We start from the raw sequence: 20707 nt of genomic DNA on the forward strand, positions 1-20707 counted from the left end.
CAGATGGATCTCGACTCTTACTCAGCCGCGCACCGCGAAGAATGGGATCGCCTTGCCGATTTGGGCAAGCAACGACGACTTTCCGGCACCGATGTCGACGAATTGATTGATCTTTATCAATCGGGTGCCACGCAATTGTCGGCGATGAAGACGAGTGCGGGTCAGTCGGCGCAGGCGGATCGTCTCTCGCTCACCCTCAGTCGGGCGCGTTTGCGCTTCACCGGGGCCTCGGCAAATTTGCTCAGCCAACTCCCGCAGTTCTTTGTTGTTCAGCTGCCGGCGGCGCTCTATCGGGTGCGCTGGATGTCGCTCATCCTCGCCGCCGCAACCTTCTTTGTTGGTTTTCTCTTCGCGTGGTGGGCTATTTCGAACCCGCAGGTTCTTGCTAACTTCGGAACGCCCGCAGAGCGCGAAGCTCTCGCGCAAGATGACTTCGTGGGGTACTACTCCGAATACTCCGGCGGATCATTCACCGGGTTCGTCTGGACAAACAACGCGTGGATTGCCGCACAATCTGTCGCGTTCGGAATCATCGGCCTCTACGTGCCCTACCTGCTGTTCAACACGGCCCAACAGCTGGGGTTCACCGCGGCGATCATGAACGAGTTCGACCGCCTCGACGTGTTCTTTCTCTACATCGCCCCGCACGGCCAGCTTGAGCTCTACGCCATCTTCGTGGCCGGAGCGACCGGAATGATGATCTTCTGGTCGTGGGTTGCCCCCGGGGCTCGTACGCGGGCTCAGTCGCTCGCACACGCTGGCCGCTCGCTCTTCACCATCGTCGTCGGGCTCATCCTTGCCCTGCTCGTGTCCGGAGTGATCGAGGGCTACGTCACTCGCCAAGACTGGCCGTGGCCGATCAAGATCGGCATCGGTACTGTCGCGCTCGCCGGATTCTTGGCGTACCAGTGGATCCTCGGTGGGCGCAGCGCTCGCGCCGGCAACACGGGAGACCTCAGCGAGTTCGACGCTGGGGCTACCCACATCGTCGCCAACTAGGCGCTGGCCAGCAGAACGCAGCAACTTCAAGTTTGCCGTACGCCTCGGGTGCGACGCGCTGCGGCTAGAGGTCGCTGCTACAGCTTTCCGGCGGCCTTGAGCGCGATGTAGTGGTCGGCAAGGGCCAGCGGCAGTTCACTGGGGCGTCTCGAGACGACGGATGCTCCGAGCTGGTTGATCGCGGCGGCAACTCGCGACTGATCGAGGAGAGCGCGTTCGGCAGCCCCGGCGAGATAGACGGAGTCGCGCGTGGAGCGGTCGAGCGTGGCATCCGCAATGGAGGGATCGGTGACGGAAGCCACCACAACAGTGTGTTTCGCGGTGAGCTGGGGGAGCATGGCGAGCAGACCGAGGCTTCCGCCTGGCGATTCGGCTGTGGTGGCGAGAACGACGAGCGCGCGTTGGGTGGTCGCCTGGCGAACGAGACCGGGAACGGACTCCCAGTCCATCTCGATGAGTTCCGGTTGCACCGGCGCCATGCTGTTGACCATTTTTGAGAGCAGGTCGGGGCCGCTGGCGCCCTGCACCCGTGCGCGAACGCGGCGGTCATAGATCATGAAGTCGACGTGATCGCCGGCACTTGAAGCGAGGGCGGCGAGCAGCAACGCTGATTCGAACGCGGTATCGATGCGGGGCTCGTCTTCGATTCGTGCGGCTGAGGTGCGACCGCTGTCGACGACGATGACAACGCGGCGATCACGTTCTGGACGCCACGTGCGCACCACGAGTTCAGAGCGACGAGCGGTGGCACGCCAGTCAATGGAGCGCACGTCATCGCCGCGCACGTAGTCGCGCAGGCTGTCAAATTCGGTGCCTTGACCACGAATCATGACGCTCGTTGCGCCGTCAAGCTCCCGCAGGCGAGCGAGCCGAGATGGCAAGTGCTTGCGAGAGTTAAACGGGGGCAACACGGTGAAAGAGCTCGGCACGCTCACCGTGGTTTGACGCGCAATCAGTCGCAGCGGGCCGTACGACCGCACCGTAACGTGCGCGGCTTCGCGGGTTCCTCGCCGTACTGGTGTGAGCACGGTATTGAGTTCCCGACGTTCGCGCGACGGCACGGTCAGCGGAACCCGGTTGGTATGTGCGCCAGCGGATGGCTGCCAGCCATCGCGCACTACCGCGCGCAGTCGGCGGCGGGTTGGATTTGTGATGCGCAGGGTTGAGCTCGTGGTTTCGCCGAGGCGCACCCGGTCGGGCGCGATGCGTTCGAAACGCAGCGAGCGCACCGACACCGCCAGCAGCAGGTCGATGGCTCCGACGACGATGACGAAGAGCAGCCACAGCGTGAGCACAAAGGGCTCGCCGGTCACGACGATCGGCACAATGCCGAGCGCCAGTAGGGCGACGAACCATCCAGAAAGCGCCATCGTTAGATCGGAACCTGCACTTGCTGCACGATCGATCGCAAAATCACGTCAGATGAAACGCCTTCAAGCTCGGCTTCCGGGCGGAGCTGGATGCGGTGGCGCAGAACCGGCAACACCATGCTCTGAATGTGGTCGGGCGTGATCGCGTCAGCACCGGTGAGCCACGCCCAGGCCTTGGCTGCCGAGATGAGCGCGATCGCACCACGAGGGCTGACCCCGAGCTTCACGGAGGGGCTCTGACGAGTGGCGCGAGCGAGGTCGACGGCGTAGGCAATCACGTCGGGGCTTGCACCGACTTTTGCTACGGCATCCTGCGCGGCGGCGAGCATGGTCGCATCGAGCACGGGGGTCACACCGGCGGCGGCGAGGTCGCGCGGGTTGAAGCCAGCAGCGTGGCGCGTGAGCACTTCGATTTCAGTGTCACGTTCGGGCAGATCGAGCACGAGTTTCAGCAGGAAGCGGTCGAGCTGCGCTTCGGGCAACGTGTAGGTGCCTTCGTATTCGATGGGGTTCATCGTGGCCGCGACCATGAAGGGAACCGGCAGCTTGAGTGACTGGCCATCGACCGAAACTTGGCGTTCTTCCATCGCTTCAAGCAACGATGACTGAGTCTTCGGAGGTGTGCGGTTGATCTCATCCGCGAGCAGAATGTTCGTGAAGACGGGGCCTTCGCGAAACTCGAACTCGCCGGCCTTGGCGTCGTAGACGAGCGAACCGGTGACGTCGCCTGGCATGAGGTCAGGCGTGAACTGCACGCGCTTGGTGTCAAGCTGCAGGGCACGACTGAGGGTGCGCACGAGGAGGGTCTTGGCAACGCCGGGAACACCCTCGAGCAGCACGTGGCCGCCCGTGAGCAGTGCAATGGTGAGGCCGGTAACAGCCGCATCCTGACCAACGACCGCCTTGCCTACTTCGGTGCGGAGTTGAGTGAATGCGTGCCGCAGTTGCTCGTCAGTCATATCTCGATTCTTCTCTATCTCTGGCTCGGTGGGGCTGAGGTTGTTAGGCGGGGCGGATGACAGCGTGAACTCGATCTTCGAGAGCAAGCAATTCATCGGAAAGGGCGATGAGTTCGTAGTCGGAGGCGGGCTCGCGATCGATGAGCAACTGTCTCAACGGCTCAATCGGCTGACCAACAAGAGGTGATACTCGGTTGATGACATCGTTGACGGATGCCGTAGTCGGCATGCCGCACAGTACGGCGAGACGGCGAATTGTTCCGATGCGCAGCGAATCGAGGGTGTGGAGTCTCGCCGTGGAGCGCTCATAGAGCCGCGCCCGCCCCTGCATCGTCTCGCTTGAGCGCACAGTTACTGGCAGTTTTTCAATCACGAGCGGGCCGAATCTGCGCCCACGCCAGAGTGCGCCAGCTAGGAGTGTCAGCATCGTGAGCCAGACACCGGGCAAGACCCACCCGGGGGCGAGTTCAGCGGGCGTCTTGGCGTCACCGGAGTTGGCGAGGTCGAGGAAGCTTGGCGTGTACCAGACGAGCGTTTCGTGCTCGCCGAGGAGTCGCAGAGCGAAGGCTGCGTTGTCGGCTGCCGTGATGGCGCCATTGCTGAGTGCATCAGTGGCGCCAAGAATCCGAAGTTCAGTATCGCCACGGTCGAGCACGATCAGCCCGTAGCCATCGTCGTCGTTTCCGTAGCAGGCCGTGATCTCGGCGCTCGGCTCGATCACGCGGTAATTGCTCGGGCCGGCGGTGATATCGGGGGCCTGTGCGACGAGTGGCGCTGAACAGGATGCCGAAACAGCATCCGCATTTTGGCCGGCGTGGGCGACTTCTGGTGCCACCCGCAGAAGCTCGGTGAGGGTGGGATCGGCGAAGACGACGGTTACCGCGAGTTCGGTTGCCTCGGCTACCTGATCTTCGCTGAGGTATGCCTCAAAGTTGGTGAAGAACAGGGTGCTGTCGTCGGAAGAGCCGAGCGCTGCGCGAGTGTCATCGAGCGTCGTCGTAACCACGACGTCGACGCCCTGATCGCGCAATACTTCGGCGAGCGCCTGCGTTCCTGCTTCATAGGCGCTGGTGGGGTCGAGCGGTGGGCCTTCGACTGCTGTTCCGGCGAGATTGAGACTCGCGATCGCCACGAGAACCACGAGAATCGAGCCGGCAACCCAGTAGAGAGCGCGCTTGGCTGTGGTGCCGATGCGGGGGGTGAGCACCGTCGTTTCTGTTGCGGTTACTTGTGTGTCGCTCACAGGGTTGCCTCGGCAAGATCAGGTTTGGCCGCGCGCACGCGTGCTTCCAGCGTGCGCAGTTCCTCGTACTGTTCTCGTGTTGCTGGTTTACGCATGTAGCGCACGAGGTCGAAAACGTCGGCACTGTGGCCAAGCTCGCGGGCGAGCTCGGGCAGCGCGCGGCTAGCCCGGCTTGCGAAGCCGTGACCGGTGGTGCCAGGCGTCATGCTCACGAGAGTGCGTTCGGAGAGCCCGCGGGCGATCGAACGGAACATGTCGGCGATCGCTTCAGCAAAGTCTTCGCGCGCAGCAGCCTGCTCTGCTGATACCCGCAATTGGGCTGCTGTGCGGTAGTCGGCCTCGCCGAAGATGCCCTCTTCGTGGCGGCTCTTGCGGTTGAGGCGGGGGAGTCCGTAGACCACGATCGCAGCAATGATGGCGATCGCGACAAGTGCCAGCAGCACGATCAACACGATGGTCGGGATGCCCGTTCCTTCGCCAATGGTGAGGCTCGCGAGCCAGTCGCTGAATGCCTTCGATACCTGATCGAAGAGAGTGGGCCGCGCTGCTTGATAGGGAGTTTTTGACAGCTCTTCGATGAGCCAATTCGTGGCCTGCTCCGAGTCGGGATCGACCGGAACCTCGCCAGAAACCGCGCGCGCCCAGCTGGATGACAGCAGGGCGGGCACGGTGACCGTGAGCGTCGTTAGCGTCATGAAGCCGTGTAAGGAGAAGCTTCAGGTGTGCGTCGAGGCGAGCTGTCGAGGGTGAGGTACGGATCGGGGACCGAGAAGTCGCCAGCGTTACGAGCCTCGACGAAGCGAGTGAGTTCCAGATCGAAACCTTCTTTTCGCATCCGCATGTCGATGTACAACAAGGCGGGGGCTGCCGATTGGATGACGATCGTGACGGCGCTGATCACAATTGAAACGACGATCGTCACGATGTAGAGCGCGATGAAAGCGACAATGGCGGCATCTTCGTCGCCGGTTGGATTGAGGAGGCCAACGCCGAGACCGCCGATGAAGCTCAGCGGGGCGGTAACCACGCTCGACACAGTGTTCACGATGACCATGATGAGCAGCAAAATACCGAAGGTGCGCCAGAAGCTTCCCTTGACGAGCGACCATGAGCGACGAATCGCTTGGCCGAGCGGCAAACGCTCGATCATGAGCGCACTCGGCACGAAAGCGAAAAAGGTACCGAGCCAGGCAGCGAGGAAGACGCTCGCGGCGATGCCGAACAGCATCACGAGCACTCCAATGACGATTCCAGCCGTGTCACCCCACGTGAACAACAGCACAGCAATGCCACCGATGAGAGCGATTCCGATAATGGCGGCGGCAGCAACGAGAGCCGACCAGCCAACGAGAGCCCAGATGCGGCCTTTCGCTGCCGCCCACAGCCCGCGCAGGCGTAGTCGTTCGCCGACAGCACCGCGTGCCACCTCGAGCGAGACAATTCCTTGAAGGAGTGCGCCACCGATCAAGGAGAGCACGACGGCGAATAGTGCCGACAAAATTGTTCCCGCCGTGGCGCCAGCTTCGATGGCAGCGGCATCCGCATCGCTCGCGCTGAGCGTGCGTTCGACGCCGGCAAAGGTCACGATGCCCACGAGTACGAGCGAAGCGACCATGACGACGCTCATGATCAGCAGGGCGAATCCAAACGTGGGGCGGGGATTGCGGCGCAGCACCATCAGCGATGCAGAAAGGATGGCGCCGAGTCCCATGGGGGCTAAGGGGATGAGCCCGGGCTTGGGTGGTGGGGTCCACGAGGGTGCTGGGGTGCCGTACTGGGGCGCTCCCGGCGCGCCGTAAGGGGCTTCGCCTGTCGCTCCGGGCGCGTACGCCGCGGACGGAGCAGGGGGTGCAAGCGGCTGGGAACCGTCGACAGGGTTACTGCTATCTGGCGATTGCCACGGACTGTTATCGCTCACGTCTCACCCTCGAATGTTGAACTGCATCTATTCAATCTCACTCATGTTTTCACACTCGACTACTCTTATGCGAAAGCTTCTCACTCTGTTAGCCCGAGAGCTAGAAAGTATCGAGGACACGTGAACCCGCGAATTCTTGTAGTCGATGACGACACTGCCCTGGCAGAAATGATCGGAATCGTTCTACGCACTGAAGGTTATGAACCATTTTTTTGTCAAGACGGCGCCCTAGCGTACGACGCCTTCAAGTCGGCGGCGCCCGATTTGGTGTTGCTTGATCTCATGCTGCCCGGCGTGGATGGCATTGAGATTTGTGCCCGCATCCGGGAAGAGTCTGGCGTGCCCATCATCATGCTCACGGCCAAGAGCGACACGGCTGATGTCGTGAAGGGTCTCGAGAGCGGGGCTGACGACTACGTGGTCAAGCCCTTCAATCCCAAGGAGCTCGTGGCGCGTGTGCGCACTCGCTTGCGTCCGGCAAGTGACGCCGCAACCGGCACTCTGACCGTCGGCGATCTTGAGCTGGATGTGACGGGCCACGAGGTTCGCCGCGGCGCCACCAAAATCAACCTGACGCCACTCGAATTTGAGCTCCTGTTGGCGCTTGCGATGAAGCCCGAGCAGGTCTTCACGCGCGAGATGCTGCTGGAGCAAGTGTGGGGCTACCACTACAAGGCAGACACTCGCCTCGTGAATGTTCACGTGCAGCGGTTGCGCGCCAAGGTTGAAGAAGACCCCGATAACCCGAAGATCGTCATGACGGTTCGCGGGGTTGGCTACCGCGCCGGCGCCAGCGCCTAACTTTCATGCTCGAATTCGACTGGCGCGGCTGGATGCAGCGTATTGCTGCTCTGTGGCGCTCGTCGCTTCAAGTGCGCACCGTGGCAATCACGGTGTTGCTGTCGTCGGTTGTTGTCGCCGTGATCGCGGGCTATATGTCGCTAAGCGTCGGGGCGAACCTTTTTGATGCCAGTCGAGACCAGCTCACGCGAACTTCGGCGAACGCAACGCTTGCCGGCCAGCAAGTGTTTGATGCCGCTGATGAAGATCTTGGTCTTGAAGACCTCGACGACATGATGCGGGAGCTTGCTGGCGTGATTGAGAGCGTCGCCTCGAGCACGGGTGGCACGAGCTACGCGATCTTGCGCACGCCGGATCAGGATGGTCCGCGGGTTCCGGCTGACGTACAGACTCAGGGATTGGAGTCAGAGTCGCTCATCTCACAAGAGCTGCGCGACGTCGTGGCGGAGTCCACCGAACAGCGAACCTACTGGCAGTCTGTGGCGCTCGAGCAGCCCGAAGACGGGGCTGTGCATCCGGGCCTTGTCGTGGGGTCAACCCTCGATATCCGGGGCACGCAATATGAGCTCTATCTTGTGTACGACATCCAAGACACTCAAGACACTCTTGTGGTTGTGCAGCAGACGCTCGGTCTTGGCGGCTTTGCCCTGCTTGCGCTCATCGGCATCGTCACCTTCGTCGTGGTGCGGCTCGTCGTTGGCCCCGTAAAATTGGCTGCTGAAACGAGCCAACGCCTTGCCGCTGGAGAGCTTGAAGTGCGCATACCGGTTCAGGGCAACGACGTCATTGCGACGTTGGCGCGCTCATTCAACGGAATGGCCACGAGCATGCAGCAACAGATCACGCGGCTGGCTGCGCTCTCGCAAGTGCAACAACGCTTCGTGTCGGATGTCTCGCACGAACTGCGTACGCCACTCACGACTATCCGGCTCGCCGGCGATGTTCTCTACGATCAACGTGAGTCATTCCCGCCCGCAACGGCCCGCACTGCTGAGCTCCTCCACACTCAAGTGGAACGATTCGAGCTGTTGCTCGCTGACCTGCTCGAAATGAGTCGCTACGACGCAGGTGCCGTCGATATCGAAACCGAGCCAACAAACCTCGTGCGCCTTGTCGAAGACGCCATCGCGAGCCTCACGTCACTTGCGGCAAGCAAGGGATCCGAACTGCGACTTGTGGCACCCGGTGGCTACTTTGAAGCGGATGTCGACCCGCGTCGCATCCGCCGCATCCTTCAGAATTTGCTCAGCAACGCCATCGACCACGGCGACGGACTGCCGATTGTGGTGTGGGTTGATAGCGATCAAGACGCGGTCGCTATTGCCGTGCGCGACTATGGCGTCGGAATGAGCCAAGTTGCTCTCGAACGAGTGTTTGACCGTTTTTGGCGTGCAGACCCTTCACGCCAGCGCACCACCGGAGGCACCGGGCTTGGCCTTGCAATTGCCCTTGAAGACGCTGCACTCCACGGCGGTTGGCTTGAAGTGTGGTCGGATGGAGACAACGGCTCGTGCTTCCGCCTCACCATCCCGCGCGCCCGCGGCGCTGAGTTGCGTTCCTCGCCGCTCGAATTACCGCCGAATGATGACGTACCGAGTCTGGAGGGCCCGAATGACTAAGTTCTCTCTGACTTATCTCGCCCTTCTGGCTGCCGTCTCGGTAGCGCTCACCGGTTGTGTGGGTGTTCCGCTCTCGAGCGACGTTCAATCGGGGCCGCTCATCGATGAACAAGACGACACCCAGTACGAAATTGTGGCCTCAGGCCCGGTTGCGGGGTCGACTCAAGAGCAAATCCTCACCGACTTCATGAACGCAGTGCGATCACCATCGAGCGACTATTCGGTTGCCCGCGAGTTCCTCACGAGTTCGATGAGCGAAACCTGGAATCCCGCAGCAAGCGCAACGGTTCTTGAGCGCGACAAGTTGCCGACCATTGCTGAGGCGGGTGACGAGACTACGCTCACCTACTCCTTCTCGGCGCAAGCGGTGATCGATGAGCGTGGGGTGTACTCCGAGCTGAGTACACCGGTATCGCAAACGCTCGCTTTCGAGCTCGAGCAGGTGGCTGGCGAGTGGCGTATTTCTGTAGCGCCACCCGGCATCGTGCTCTCCGATCGCGGCTTCGAGGTGAGTTTCGAAGAACAGGTCCTGTACTACTTCGACCCCAGCTTCGCCTATCTGATTCCGGATGTTCGTTGGTTCGCTGTGCGGGAGTCCACCCAATCCCGTGCCATTCAGGCGCTGTTGGCTGCGGACTCCGCATGGGTGCAACAGGGGGTGCTGCTCACCGCTTTCCCGGCATCCACCACACTGGGTGCCACCAGCAGCCTTACCTCGGGGCGAGCTGTCGTTGACCTGAGTTCGGAGGCGCTCGCCGCAGACACTGTTGCTCGCGAACGGATGCAACAACAGCTTTCTGCCACCCTGCATACGCCCATTGTCGTATTAACAGTGGATGGGCGAGATTTTCAGAGCAGCAGTTCGGGGCAGAGCGTTGCGGTCATTGAGCCGGGGTCGGCTGGGCCGCTCGTTGTCGGAACCGGCAGCGAATTTGGATTCAGCACGAGCGACGGACTCAGCGAACTCAACGAACTGAGCTCGGTTGTTGTCGAGGCCGGTGCAACAAGCGCGGCGCTCTCGGCCGACAGGCTGTCTGTCGCTTACCGGGCTTCCGATGGCGGCGCCTACTTTGCGACGGTCGGTGTCGCTCCACGGTTGATCGATGAGCGCTCTGGCCTTGTTGCGCCTTCGCTCGACCCGTTCCGGTTCGTCTGGTCGGCGCAAGAAGCGCGAGCGACGTCGCTGTCAACATTCGAGGTCGACGGCACAGAGCATCCGTTGCAAACGACGCTGCCGGCAGATTCAACGATTGTGTCGCTGGATGTCTCACGCGACGGTGCGCGTTTGCTCGTGTATCTCTCGACGCCGACTGGGCCTCAACTGCTGGTGTACGGGATCGTCCGTCAGCAGGGCAATGTTCCGGTGCAACTCGTGGACCCGGTCTCGTTGCCGGTTCGGGCGGGTGATGCCATTGACGCCGCCTGGGTCGGCTCGAGCACGGTCGCGACGCTCTCCGGCAGCGCTGACTCAACCGAGGTGACGGCCTACGAGATTGGCGGTCCGTCTAGTGAGCTTGGCGACGTCGACGGGGCAACGCAGCTTGTCAGCACAGGAACAAACAGCGATGGACTCCGCGTGCTTGCCGATGGAGAAGTGTGGCGCCCCCAGGGCAGCCAAGCCTGGGTGCTCGCGGGGCTCGACGCCTCCTTCATGGCGTCGCAGCAATAGCAGCTCTCCACGGATCATCCGGGAGCGTGGTACCGGGGCGATGCCTCCCGGCACGCTCTCTTTATGACGCCTTACGAGCAGCCTCCTGAACAGCCGCACGATGGTCGCGAGAACACTGGTTGGGGTGCGCTCGTGCGCGACGCCCTGCGGGATGCTCTCGCGCTCATCCTTCCTGTGGAATGTGCCGGATGCCAGCGGCATGACCGAGCGCTCTGTGGCGAATGTGCGCGCAGCCTTGTTGCGCACACGAGCATCCACTCGACGCCACAGCACCTGCGCGTGTACGCCGCGCTGAGGTACGAGGATCGGGTTCGCCGGGTTCTGCTCGCCTTCAAGAACCATCACCGCACCGACATCGCCCGGCCGCTCTCCGGTGCCCTCCTCGCGGCGCTTAGGCGTGCGCTCAGCGAGTCGGCGACCGTCGGGGGAGTATCAGGTCCGATCGAGATCGTTGCGGTCCCCAGCAGCACGAAGGCCTTCCGTACGCGCGGCTATCACCCTGTCCAGCTCGTACTGAAAGCTGCCGGGATCCGCCACGCCCGGGCGCTTCGCGTCGCTCAGAAAACTCGCAGCCAGAAATTGTTGAGCGCTGAGGAGCGTGCAGCGAACGTCAAGGGCGCGTTCATCGCGGTGCGTTCACTTGCCGGTACCCGCGTAATCATTGTGGATGACGTGCTCACCACAGGAGCGACACTCGATGAAGCAGCGCGGGCAATTTCTGCTGCGGGCGGAACGGTCATCGCGGCCGCAACCATCGGGTTCACTCCAAGAACGCTGACGGTTCGTGACATTGCCAGCGGTGAGGGCTACGGTATGGAAAAGGGCGCGAAATAGAAGCTGCCTCACGGGGCAGCCGCGCATTATGGCTAGGAGGTCGCCGTGGAAATCACCGTCAACGGACGAAATGTAGGAGTCACGGATCGTTTCCGTGAGTACGCGATCGAAAAGTCTGAGAAGGTTTCTCACTTGGCCGAGAAGGCAATCGCCTTCGAGATCAAGGTAACCCGACACCACGAAACTAAAGGTTCCAGTGGAGACGACCGCGTTGAGTTGACGTTGATTGGACCAGGTCCGCTTGTGCGAGCGGAAGCTGCTGGTTCAGACAAGTATGTTGCTTTCGATTTGGCTATGGCCAAGCTCGTCGAGCGAATCCGCCAGTCGAAGGATCGCAAAAAAGTTCACCGCGGAAACCACCGCCCCACTTCTCTTCGTGAAGCGAGTGCTGGCGGTTTTGCGGTTGTTGATATCACCCCCGCAAGTCCCGACGTGATCGAAAAGGTCGCGACCGGCGCAATTCCTATTCAGGGGGAAGAGGCGGAACCAGGGGACGAGGACTACTCGCCAGTAGTCATTCGCCGCAAGGTGTTCCCGTCCAGCCACATGACGGTTGAGGAAGCTCTCGATCACATGGAATTGGTCGGCCACGACTTCTTCCTGTTCGTCGATAGCCAGACCGATCGTCCGAGTGTGGTCTACCGCCGCAAGGGCTGGGATTACGGCGTTATTGCTCTCGAAGAAGAGGCAGATGACGTTGTCCCAAGCGGCCGCTCGCGCAAGCGCAAGGTCGCTAACGGCTAAGTACACCAAGTTTTTGGCTTGGAGTTGATACGATTACGAACCGGTAACGCGGCTGTGCGCTGATTGCACGCACCGCGTTACCGTGACGTAAGCGTCTAAAAGACTGCGCTTCGTCGAGCAGTGCCAGCGTCGGACCCGTCCGACAAGAATGGGAGTATTCGGTGGCGAATGTTTTAGAACGCGCTCTTCGCGTAGGTGAGGGTCGACTTCTTCGACGCTTGAAAGGCTACGCGGCGGCCGTTAACCATCTCGAGGATGACTTCAACACCCTCACTGATGACGAGTTGAAGAACGAGACTGTTGAACTGCGTGAACGCTATGCCGGTGGAGAGTCGCTCGACGACCTGCTTCCCGAGGCTTTCGCTGCGGTCCGTGAGGCGGCAAAGCGCACCCTGGGCATGCGTCACTTCGACGTTCAGCTCATGGGCGGTGCAGCACTGCACTTGGGCAACATCGCTGAGATGAAGACCGGTGAGGGCAAGACCCTCGTGGCTACGCTCGCTGCCTACCTCAACGCCATCGCGGCGCAGGGGGTGCACGTCATCACGGTCAACGACTACTTGGCCAGCTACCAATCTGAACTTATGGGTCGCGTTTTCCGCGCCCTGGGTATGACAACCGGATGTATCGTCTCCGGTCAAGCGCCTCCTGAGCGTCGCGAACAGTACGCGGCTGACATCACGTATGGAACCAACAACGAGTTTGGCTTCGACTACCTGCGCGACAACATGGCCTGGCAGGCGAGCGACATGGTTCAGCGCGGACACTATTTCGCTGTCGTTGACGAGGTCGACTCGATTCTCATCGACGAGGCGCGTACCCCGCTCATCATCTCGGGTCCGTCGTCGGGGGAGGCAAACCGGTGGTTCACCGAGTTTGCGAACCTCTCGAAGAAACTCGTTCCTGAGGTCGACTTCGAGGTCGACGAGAAGAAGCGCACCGTTGGTGTGCTTGAGCCCGGTATCGAAAAGGTTGAGGACTACCTCGGCATCGACAACCTGTACGAATCGGCTAACACCCCGCTGATTTCGTTCCTGAACAACTCGATCAAGGCTCGTGCGCTGTTCAAGAAAGACAAGGACTACGTCGTGATGAACGGCGAAGTGCTGATTGTTGATGAGCACACCGGCCGTATTCTTCAGGGTCGTCGCTACAACGAAGGTATTCACCAGGCGATTGAGGCCAAGGAGGGTGTCGCGGTTAAAGCCGAGAACCAGACTCTCGCGACCGTCACTCTGCAGAATTACTTCCGTCTCTACAACAAGCTGTCGGGAATGACCGGTACTGCCGAGACTGAGGCAGCCGAGTTCATGTCGACGTACAAGCTTGGCGTGGTGGCTATCCCCACCAACCGACCGATGCAGCGCATCGACCAGTCCGACCTGATCTACAAGAACGAGCAGTCAAAGTTTGAGCAGGTAGTTGCTGACATCGCTAAGCGCCACGAACTCGGCCAGCCGGTTCTCGTGGGTACAACGAGCGTTGAAAAGAGCGAACTGCTCTCGCGCATGCTTGCGAAGAAGGGCGTCAAGCACGAAGTGCTGAACGCCAAGAACCACGCTCGTGAAGCAGCAATTGTTGCTCAGGCGGGTCGCCTCGGTTCTGTCACCGTTGCTACCAACATGGCTGGTCGAGGAACCGACGTCATGCTCGGAGGAAACGCTGAGTTCTTGGCCGTTGCCGAGATGAATGCTCGCGGTCTTAACCCGTCGGAAACTCCGGACGAGTACGAAGCTGCATGGGACGACGTCTTCGCTGAAGTGAAGGCTGGAGTGGAGAAGGAAGCCAAGAAGGTCATCGATGTCGGTGGGCTTTACGTGCTGGGAACCGAGCGCCACGAATCTCGTCGTATCGACAACCAGCTCCGTGGTCGTTCCGGACGTCAGGGTGACCCGGGCGAGAGCCGCTTCTACTTGTCGCTGCAAGACGACCTCATGCGTTTGTTCAACAGCGGTGCCGCTGAGGCGCTCATGGGGCGTTCGTCGGTTCCCGATGATCTCGCTATCGAGTCCAAGGTCGTCAGCCGCGCCATTCGCAGTGCGCAGTCGCAGGTTGAATCCCGTAACGCTGAGATTCGCAAGAACGTTCTCAAGTACGACGATGTTCTCAACCGTCAGCGTGAAGCAATTTACAGTGACCGCCGCCACATCCTTGAGGGAGACGACCTGAAGGATCGCGTTCAGCGTTTCTTGAAAGACGTCGTAACCGAGGTTGTTGACGTTCACACCGCTGAGGGTCACTCCGAGGAGTGGGACTTCGAGGGACTGTGGGCCGAGCTCAAGACGATGTACCCCGTCGGTATCACTGTCGACGAGGTGCTCACCGAGGGCAGTGCGCGCGGCAAGCTGACGAGCGCGTTCGTGTCCAAGGAAGTTCACTCGGATGCGGTGATCGCTTACGAGCGCCGCGAACAGCAACTGGGCGAGACCGCCATGCGTGAGCTCGAGCGTCGTGTTGTGCTGAGTGTTATCGATCGCCGCTGGCGCGACCACCTCTACGAGATGGATTACCTGAAAGACGGTATTGGTCTGCGGGCTATGGCCCAGCGTGATCCGCTCGTCGAGTACCAGCGTGAAGGATTCGCTCTCTTCCAAAGCATGATGGGCCAGATCCGCGAAGAAACGGTTGGCTTCCTCTTCAACCTTGATGTCGAAGTCAATGGCGGCGGAGAAGCAACGACTGTTCAGGCGCGCGGGTTGGATGCACCGGCAGCACCGGCAACTCAACTCAGCTATTCGGCGCCAAGCGCTGATGCGTCGGGTGAGGTTGAGGTTCGCAACGATCGCGGCCAGGTTGAGCGTGCGGCGACGGCTCAGGCGCAGCAGCGTCAGCCGAAGGTTGCTCCTCAGCAGGAGGCTCAGCCCCAGGGCAACGATCGTGGCGCGTTCGGTCAGCGATCCGAGGGCGCAGCTCCCGAAGCGCCGTTGAACCGCTCGCAGCGTCGTGCGCAGGAGAAGCGCAAGAAGTAGCACGAACTCAGGCGGGCAATTGAATGCCGGCTCTTAACAAACGAACGCCCCACTCATGTTGAGTGGGGCGTTCGTTTGTGTGCGCTGTAGGGGTGTGAAACTACAGCACGTTGATAGCGGTCGCTCGCCAACGCTTGTCGAGGCCTTCAAGGCGCACCGCGACAGCGCGGGTGCGGGCACGACCACGGACGATGACCACAGCTTCGATCGCGCCATCGCGAGGTTCGCAGAGTCGAATTGAGCCGATGCTGAAGCTGGGCCGAGTAACGGGCTGGCCTTTGGCGCGGCGGGCGCGAGCCGAAAGCACGGTGCGCTTGAGGAGGTGACGGTAAACGTCATCAGTGACCCAGCGAGCGATTTGCTCCAGGTCGCGCGCGCCGGCGAGAACCTCGATCACACAACGAGTGAGGTTCTCAACGAGGGGAGCGGGGTCAGGTAGCTCGGCGCTTGGGGTCGGCTGGTGCCCAAAAAATTCGTCGGGAACGAAGCGGGGCCGGATGACCTTCGACGGAAGGGTTCCAGTGCGCTGGCGCGCCTGTGGGGGTATTTCCACACTCGGTAAGGAGGCGGGAAGTGGCTCGGTACTCATGATCTCCCGGGTAAAAGGTCAAGACGGCGATGTTTACCCCCATAAGGGGGTAGACCACACTTAATCAGGAAGTAGACCAGTTGTCTATGACCAATTTTCAATTGTGGATAACATTTCGGAGCCCGAGGCCACCGTGAGTACCGTCAACCCATGCGCTGGGACAACCTCTTTGACGACCTCGAGAGCCAGCTCGAGCGCGAATTAACCGCCGATGATCTCGAGATTGACGCGGAAGAGGAACGGCTGCGACTGGGGCGGCTCAGCATCCGCGACCGCATTATGGCGCTCCACTCTCGCAGCAGTGCAGAGTCGCCGCTAACCCTTTCGGTGCTGTTGATCACGGGCACCCGCGTCGTGGTGCGCCCCGTTATCATCGGCCGCGATTGGATGTCAGCTGACCTCGTTGACGAAAGCGGCCGCCCAGGCCAGTGCATCGTTCCGTTCGCGGCGCTGGCGGGCATCTCGATGGGGGCGGCTCACATCACGCCAAGCCTCGCGACTACGCCTTCCAACGGGCATCCGAGTCTCTCGCAGCGGTTGAGCCTCAGCTACGTGCTTCGCGATTTGTGTCGGCGGCGCCGCGCTGTATCGATGGTGTTGGTCGCGGGTGAGGTGCACGGCACGATTGACCGCGTCGGCCGTGACCACGTGGATGTCGCGGTGCACGAGCGTGGAGCAGTGCGCCGGGAGGCTGCAGTCTCGGAGTACCGCTTGGTGCCGTTTACGAGCGTGGTGCTCGTTCGACCGTAGCGTGTGGTCTGTCACGGCGATCAGCGCCGAGATTATTAGCGCGCGCGCTGCTCACCGAAGTTGACCTCGGTGACCGTGGCGATGTCTGACTGGTTCCAGAGACTCATACGACGAGTTTCTTCATAGAGAGCTTCGATGTATGACTCGAGAACTGAGTTCTCGATGCGCCATTGACCTTTGCTGCCCACTTTGATTGCGGGCAGTTCGCCGGAACGCACGAGTTCAAGAACTTCGTGCGGAGACACGCTGAGCACTTCGGCAGTGTCAGCCAGCGTGAGAAATCTCCCGAGGCCCTCTGCTGGGTTGATCGCGTTCATGCATCGATTATGCGGGCATAAAGCTGTGAATAGGGTTGGTGTGGATAACTATCGCGCCACTTCAGGGCCGTAACGAACCATGGTGCCATGATCAACACCCGACGTGGGGAGTGTGCGCTATGAGCCGCCGCTCCGGCAGAACTCAGTCCCAAGCGCGTGCGCGAGCGTTCGCTCTCGACCCGCGATTAGCTATCGGTGTTGTGCTCGTTGTGGCCTCGGTGGTGGGCGTCGTTGCGATTGTTGCGGCGTCAGACGATTCCACCGAGGTGTATGCCGCAGCATCGTCGCTGACGCCGGGTGATCGAGTCATGAGCTCCGATCTGGTGATCCGCAGCGTCAAGCTCAACGAGGCGACGGACCAGTACATCGCTCGGGGGGAGTTGCCAGCGGAAGGGTTTATTGCGACCAGGCCCATTGAGGCAGGGGAATTGGTTCCGTCATCCTCTCTGGGGAGCCATGATGGCCTCTCATTGACCTCTGTCGTGGTGTCTCCTCAGGGCGGGCTGGCTGCGACCGTGAAGACGGGAGCGTCGGTGGATGTCTGGGCAAGCGCTGAGGCAGAGGACGGCGGCTATGGCGCGCCAGGAGTGATCATCTCGGGGGCAGTCGTGGTCCGTTTGGTCGAGGATGATTCGCTTGTGTCCTCGGCGCAGGGTAGTGCGATTGAGTTGCTGGTGCCGCGCTCGCGTGTTGCTCGTTTACTCGAGGCGATGGCTAACGGCGATGTGCTGTCGGTCATCCCGGCGAATCTTCCTGCGGAGGGCTGAGATGACAGCGTTTGCTCTCGCCATGCCTGTGAATCTTGAAGATCAATTCGCTTTTGATGCTGGCCATCACGGCCACGAGATTGCGTTGCGGGCGGTGAGCGCCCCGGAGCTCGCATCGCGAGTGGCCGGAGCTCAGGCCGATATTGCGCTTGTCGCGGCGGAGGCTCGATATCTCACGGATCGGCTCATTGCTTCTTGCGATCAGGCTGGCGTGCGGCTCGTCGCGATCGCCAGTAGCGAGCGTGAACAGCGCTACGCGAGCGATTTAGGGCTGTACGACATTGTGGATGCGGCCGAGGGGTGGGCGGGCCTCGATGCTCTTCTTTCGCGATCCCAGTGGAGCTCAGAAACTCAGGCTCCTGAGCGCAGTGCGCTCGGGCAAGTCGTCGCGGTGTGGGGTCCGGGCGGTGCCCCTGGCCGAACATCCATTGCCATTTCCGTTGCCGCCGAACTTGCTGCGCTCGGCTACAGTGTGGCGCTCGCCGATGTGGACACTCATGGGGCTTCGGTGGCACCTGCGCTTGGCATGCTCGATGAGGCTCCCGGATTTGCGGCGGCGTGCCGCTTGGCGGGCACTGAAACGCTTACTACCGAAGAACTGGGGCGCATCGGGCAGCGCTATGAGTCGCCTCTGGGTGGCTTTTGGGTGCTTACGGGCATCGGGCGCCCTAGTCGCTGGCCCGAGCTCTCCACGGAGCGCGTAGGTACGACTATCGCTCAGTGTCGTCAGTGGGTTGACTACACCGTGCTCGACACGAGTTCGAGCTTAGAAAACGACGAAGAGATCACGAGTGACCTTTTCGCCCCACGGCGCAACGCGGCCGCGGTCACGGCGGTACGAGCCGCGGATCATGTCATTGCGGTTGGCTCTGCAGATCCGGTTGGATTGTCGCGGTTCTTGCGCGCCCATGTCGATCTGCTCGAGACAGTGACGACCCGCAGCGTGAGCGTTGTCATGAACAAGATCCGAGTGAGTGCCAGCGGCATGAACCCGCACGGCCAAATCACCCAAACACTTTCGCGATTCGGCGGTATTGAGCATCCGATTCTGGTGCCTCACGACCTCTCAGGATTCGATGGCGCCGTGCTCAGCGGCAAGACCCTTGTGGATGCTGCACCGCGATCGCCAGCGCGCGCTGCGATCCGCGATCTCGTGACGTCGAGACTCGTGCCCGACGAGATTGAGCCAGCTGCTCAGCGGTCAATGTTCAGGAGGATGCTGGCACGCGGGTAACCTGTAGAGGTGTCGACTCTCAGTGATCTAGTCCAAGAGCAGGGCCATTCGAGCGAAGCGGATATCGAATGGCTGCACATGCTTGTCGGCGACTGGCAGCTTCTCGCCGATCTAGCGTTCGCGGATATCGTGCTGTGGGTTCCCAGCGATGATGGTCAATTCGTCGCCGTCGCTCACGCTCGCCCCAGCAGCTCGGCGACATTGTTCTACCGCGACTTCGTTGGACAGAAGATCAAACCGGAGTGGCACGCACAGGTCACCGAGGCCTTCGAGACTGCTCGCATCGTCGATACAGCTGCCCCCGCGTGGTACGAAGAAACTCCGACCCGCGTGCGCGCTGTGCCCGTGATGCGTCGGCTCACGGCCACGGGCAACGAGACAACAGCAACGCCGATTGCCGTAATTACCCGGCACACGAATCTGGGCGATGCCCGCACCCCGTCACGTCAAGAACTCACCTTCAATGGCTGCGCGAATGACCTTTTCGCCATGATCGCGGCCGGCGACTTTCCCGACATGGGAGCACCAGCGGCACCGCGTCGAGGTGCACCGCGAGCATCCGATGGTCTGATCCGTCTGGATGTTGATGGTCTTGTGACCTTCGCAAGTCCCAACGCGCTGTCTGCATTCAACCGCATCGGTTTCTCGGGAGAACTTGAAGCGGAATCACTCGCTGAAGTCACCACCACTCTGATCGCCGGCCAGCCAGAAGTGGATGAGTCGCTTCCCCTGGTCGTCACCGGTCGTGCTCCGTGGCGCACCGACATCGAAGCGCGCGGTGTGACTGTGTCGTTGCGCACCATTCCGATTCGCGACCGCGGAGAACGCGTTGGCGCCATCGTGCTGTGCCGCGACGTGACAGAGGTTCGCCACCAAGAACGTGAACTCATCACCAAAGACGCGACGATCCGTGAAATTCACCACCGGGTGAAGAACAACCTGCAGACCGTCGCATCGCTGCTGAGGATTCAGGCACGCCGAACCCACAGCGAAGTCGCGCGAGAAGCGCTCGGCCAAGCCATGCGTCGCGTCGCCGCGATCGCTGTTGTGCACGACACCTTGTCGGAGGGGCTCAACCAAAACGTTGACTTCGACGTGGTGTTCCACCGCGTCTTGAAGCTCATCGCCGAAGTGGCATCGAGCCACAACACGACGGTGCACCCGACATCCGTGGGCAGCTTCGGCGCCCTGCCGAGCGAGTACGCAACGCCGCTAGCGCTGGCGCTCACCGAGCTCGTCACCAACGCTGTTGAGCACGGCCTTGCCGGACGGGCCGACGGAACCGTCGAGATTGATGCGCGACGCACGGCAGACAAACTTACGGTGCAGGTGCGCGACAACGGTGTAGGGCTAGCCGAAGGACGCGTCGGCGAAGGCCTTGGCACCCAGATCGTGCGCACTCTCATTCAGGGAGAGCTCAGCGGAACCATCGACTGGCACACGATCGTCGGCAGCGGCACCGAAGTGACCATCGACATCCCGCTAACCTGGCTGACTCGCGTCAAGTAGGGCAGAGAGACGTCGATTTGGACGGTGCTCACTCAAGAGTGGTGGCTGTCTCACCGGGGCGCGACAAATAGCGCAGAATTTGATCTGCAGAGTTAGTCGCGTCGGTAGGCCTCACGGCCCGAGGCGAGAGGTGCTTAGGAAGCGCGGCGTGCGCGTGCGGCGCGACGCTTGAGAGCGCGACGCTCGTCTTCGCTGAGTCCGCCCCAGACGCCTGAGTCTTGGTTGGTCTCAAGTGCGTACTGGAGGCACATTTCAGTTACCGAGCAGCGACCGCAGACGGCTTTTGCTTTTTCAATCTGGTCAACGGCCGGACCGGTGTTTCCGACCGGGAAGAATAGCTCCGGGTCAGCGGTGAGGCATGCAGCGTTATCGCGCCAGTCCATTTGTTGCTCCTTACAGTGTGTTGCGATGCTCGA

At 61.2% G+C, this 20707-nt stretch carries 19 protein-coding genes; 11 read left to right on the plus strand and 8 right to left on the minus strand.

The window, feature by feature from the left end:
* Positions 1-3 precede the first annotated feature (3 nt).
* A complete protein-coding gene (locus tag I6E60_RS05390) occupies positions 4-999 on the plus strand; it encodes a stage II sporulation protein M (RefSeq protein WP_197125178.1) in 996 nt (331 codons plus the stop codon).
* A gap of 77 nt (positions 1000-1076) precedes the next feature.
* On the opposite strand, the gene I6E60_RS05395 is transcribed toward I6E60_RS05390, so the two are convergent.
* From I6E60_RS05395 to I6E60_RS05415, 5 genes are read right to left on the minus strand one after another with little or no spacing between them, the layout of a single operon-like run.
* A complete protein-coding gene (locus I6E60_RS05395) occupies positions 1077-2369 on the minus strand; it encodes a DUF58 domain-containing protein (protein WP_197179190.1) in 1293 nt (430 codons plus the stop codon).
* Positions 2370-2371: 2 nt separating this feature from the next.
* Positions 2372-3328, minus strand: coding sequence for a MoxR family ATPase (locus tag I6E60_RS05400; protein WP_197123743.1), 957 nt, complete (start codon positions 3326-3328; stop codon positions 2372-2374).
* Positions 3329-3371: 43 nt separating this feature from the next.
* Positions 3372-4571 (minus strand): DUF4350 domain-containing protein, encoded by a 1200-nt coding sequence (locus I6E60_RS05405; RefSeq protein WP_197179192.1) that lies wholly within the window; start codon positions 4569-4571, stop codon positions 3372-3374.
* On the minus strand, positions 4568-5266 hold the full coding sequence (locus I6E60_RS05410; protein WP_197179194.1) for a DUF4129 domain-containing protein: 699 nt from the start codon (positions 5264-5266) through the stop codon (positions 4568-4570). The genes I6E60_RS05405 and I6E60_RS05410 overlap by 4 nt, the downstream gene beginning before the upstream one ends.
* On the minus strand, positions 5263-6489 hold the full coding sequence (locus I6E60_RS05415; RefSeq protein WP_307784390.1) for a hypothetical protein: 1227 nt from the start codon (positions 6487-6489) through the stop codon (positions 5263-5265). Before I6E60_RS05415 ends, I6E60_RS05410 begins: the two co-directional genes overlap by 4 nt.
* Before the next feature lie 120 nt (positions 6490-6609).
* On the opposite strand from I6E60_RS05415, the gene mtrA reads away from it, so the two are divergent.
* From mtrA to secA, 6 genes are all read left to right on the plus strand, one after another.
* The gene (gene mtrA / locus I6E60_RS05420) at positions 6610-7290 is read left to right on the plus strand and encodes an MtrAB system response regulator MtrA (protein WP_197123749.1); all 681 of its coding nucleotides are present in this window, start codon (positions 6610-6612) and stop codon (positions 7288-7290) included.
* A gap of 5 nt (positions 7291-7295) precedes the next feature.
* The gene (gene mtrB, locus I6E60_RS05425; RefSeq protein ID WP_197179197.1) at positions 7296-8909 is read left to right on the plus strand and encodes an MtrAB system histidine kinase MtrB; all 1614 of its coding nucleotides are present in this window, start codon (positions 7296-7298) and stop codon (positions 8907-8909) included.
* Positions 8902-10578 carry an LpqB family beta-propeller domain-containing protein gene (locus tag I6E60_RS05430; protein ID WP_197179199.1) on the plus strand — a complete coding sequence of 559 codons (1677 nt, stop codon included), beginning with the start codon at positions 8902-8904 and terminating at the stop codon, positions 10576-10578. Before mtrB ends, I6E60_RS05430 begins: the two co-directional genes overlap by 8 nt.
* 63 nt (positions 10579-10641) lie before the next feature.
* Entirely contained in the window at positions 10642-11412 is a 771-nt protein-coding gene (locus tag I6E60_RS05435; protein WP_197179200.1) for a ComF family protein, read from the plus strand.
* 45 nt (positions 11413-11457) lie between these two features.
* Positions 11458-12156, plus strand: coding sequence for a ribosome hibernation-promoting factor, HPF/YfiA family (gene hpf / locus I6E60_RS05440; RefSeq protein WP_197123757.1), 699 nt, complete (start codon positions 11458-11460; stop codon positions 12154-12156).
* A gap of 161 nt (positions 12157-12317) precedes the next feature.
* Positions 12318-15125, plus strand: coding sequence for a preprotein translocase subunit SecA (gene secA / locus I6E60_RS05445; protein WP_197123759.1), 2808 nt, complete (start codon positions 12318-12320; stop codon positions 15123-15125).
* A 100-nt stretch (positions 15126-15225) separates the two neighbouring features.
* Here the strand turns inward: secA and I6E60_RS05450 are convergent, their stop codons facing one another.
* A complete protein-coding gene (locus tag I6E60_RS05450; protein WP_197123761.1) occupies positions 15226-15714 on the minus strand; it encodes an Rv3235 family protein in 489 nt (162 codons plus the stop codon).
* Positions 15715-15864: 150 nt separating this feature from the next.
* Here I6E60_RS05450 and I6E60_RS05455 point away from each other — a divergent pair, with 150 nt between their 5' ends.
* Positions 15865-16464, plus strand: coding sequence for a hypothetical protein (locus tag I6E60_RS05455; RefSeq protein ID WP_197179201.1), 600 nt, complete (start codon positions 15865-15867; stop codon positions 16462-16464).
* 35 nt (positions 16465-16499) lie between these two features.
* Here the strand turns inward: I6E60_RS05455 and I6E60_RS05460 are convergent, their stop codons facing one another.
* A complete protein-coding gene (locus I6E60_RS05460) occupies positions 16500-16781 on the minus strand; it encodes a helix-turn-helix domain-containing protein (RefSeq protein ID WP_197123765.1) in 282 nt (93 codons plus the stop codon).
* A 119-nt stretch (positions 16782-16900) separates the two neighbouring features.
* Between I6E60_RS05460 and I6E60_RS05465 the strand changes: the two genes are divergently transcribed.
* The 3 genes from I6E60_RS05465 to I6E60_RS05475 are packed head-to-tail and all read left to right on the plus strand — an operon-like array spanning position 16901 to position 20291.
* Positions 16901-17548, plus strand: coding sequence for an SAF domain-containing protein (locus I6E60_RS05465; protein WP_197123767.1), 648 nt, complete (start codon positions 16901-16903; stop codon positions 17546-17548).
* Between the two features lies 1 nt (position 17549).
* Positions 17550-18782, plus strand: coding sequence for a regulator (locus tag I6E60_RS05470; protein WP_197179202.1), 1233 nt, complete (start codon positions 17550-17552; stop codon positions 18780-18782).
* A gap of 9 nt (positions 18783-18791) precedes the next feature.
* Positions 18792-20291, plus strand: coding sequence for a sensor histidine kinase (locus I6E60_RS05475; RefSeq protein WP_197123770.1), 1500 nt, complete (start codon positions 18792-18794; stop codon positions 20289-20291).
* 134 nt (positions 20292-20425) lie between these two features.
* Here the strand turns inward: I6E60_RS05475 and I6E60_RS05480 are convergent, their stop codons facing one another.
* Positions 20426-20674, minus strand: a complete 249-nt coding sequence (locus I6E60_RS05480; RefSeq protein WP_009772809.1) for a WhiB family transcriptional regulator — start codon at positions 20672-20674, stop codon at positions 20426-20428.
* Between the last annotated feature and the right edge of the window lie 33 nt (positions 20675-20707).

Source organism: Salinibacterium sp. SWN167 (genome assembly GCF_015864665.1).
Taxonomy (GTDB): domain Bacteria; phylum Actinomycetota; class Actinomycetes; order Actinomycetales; family Microbacteriaceae; genus Rhodoglobus.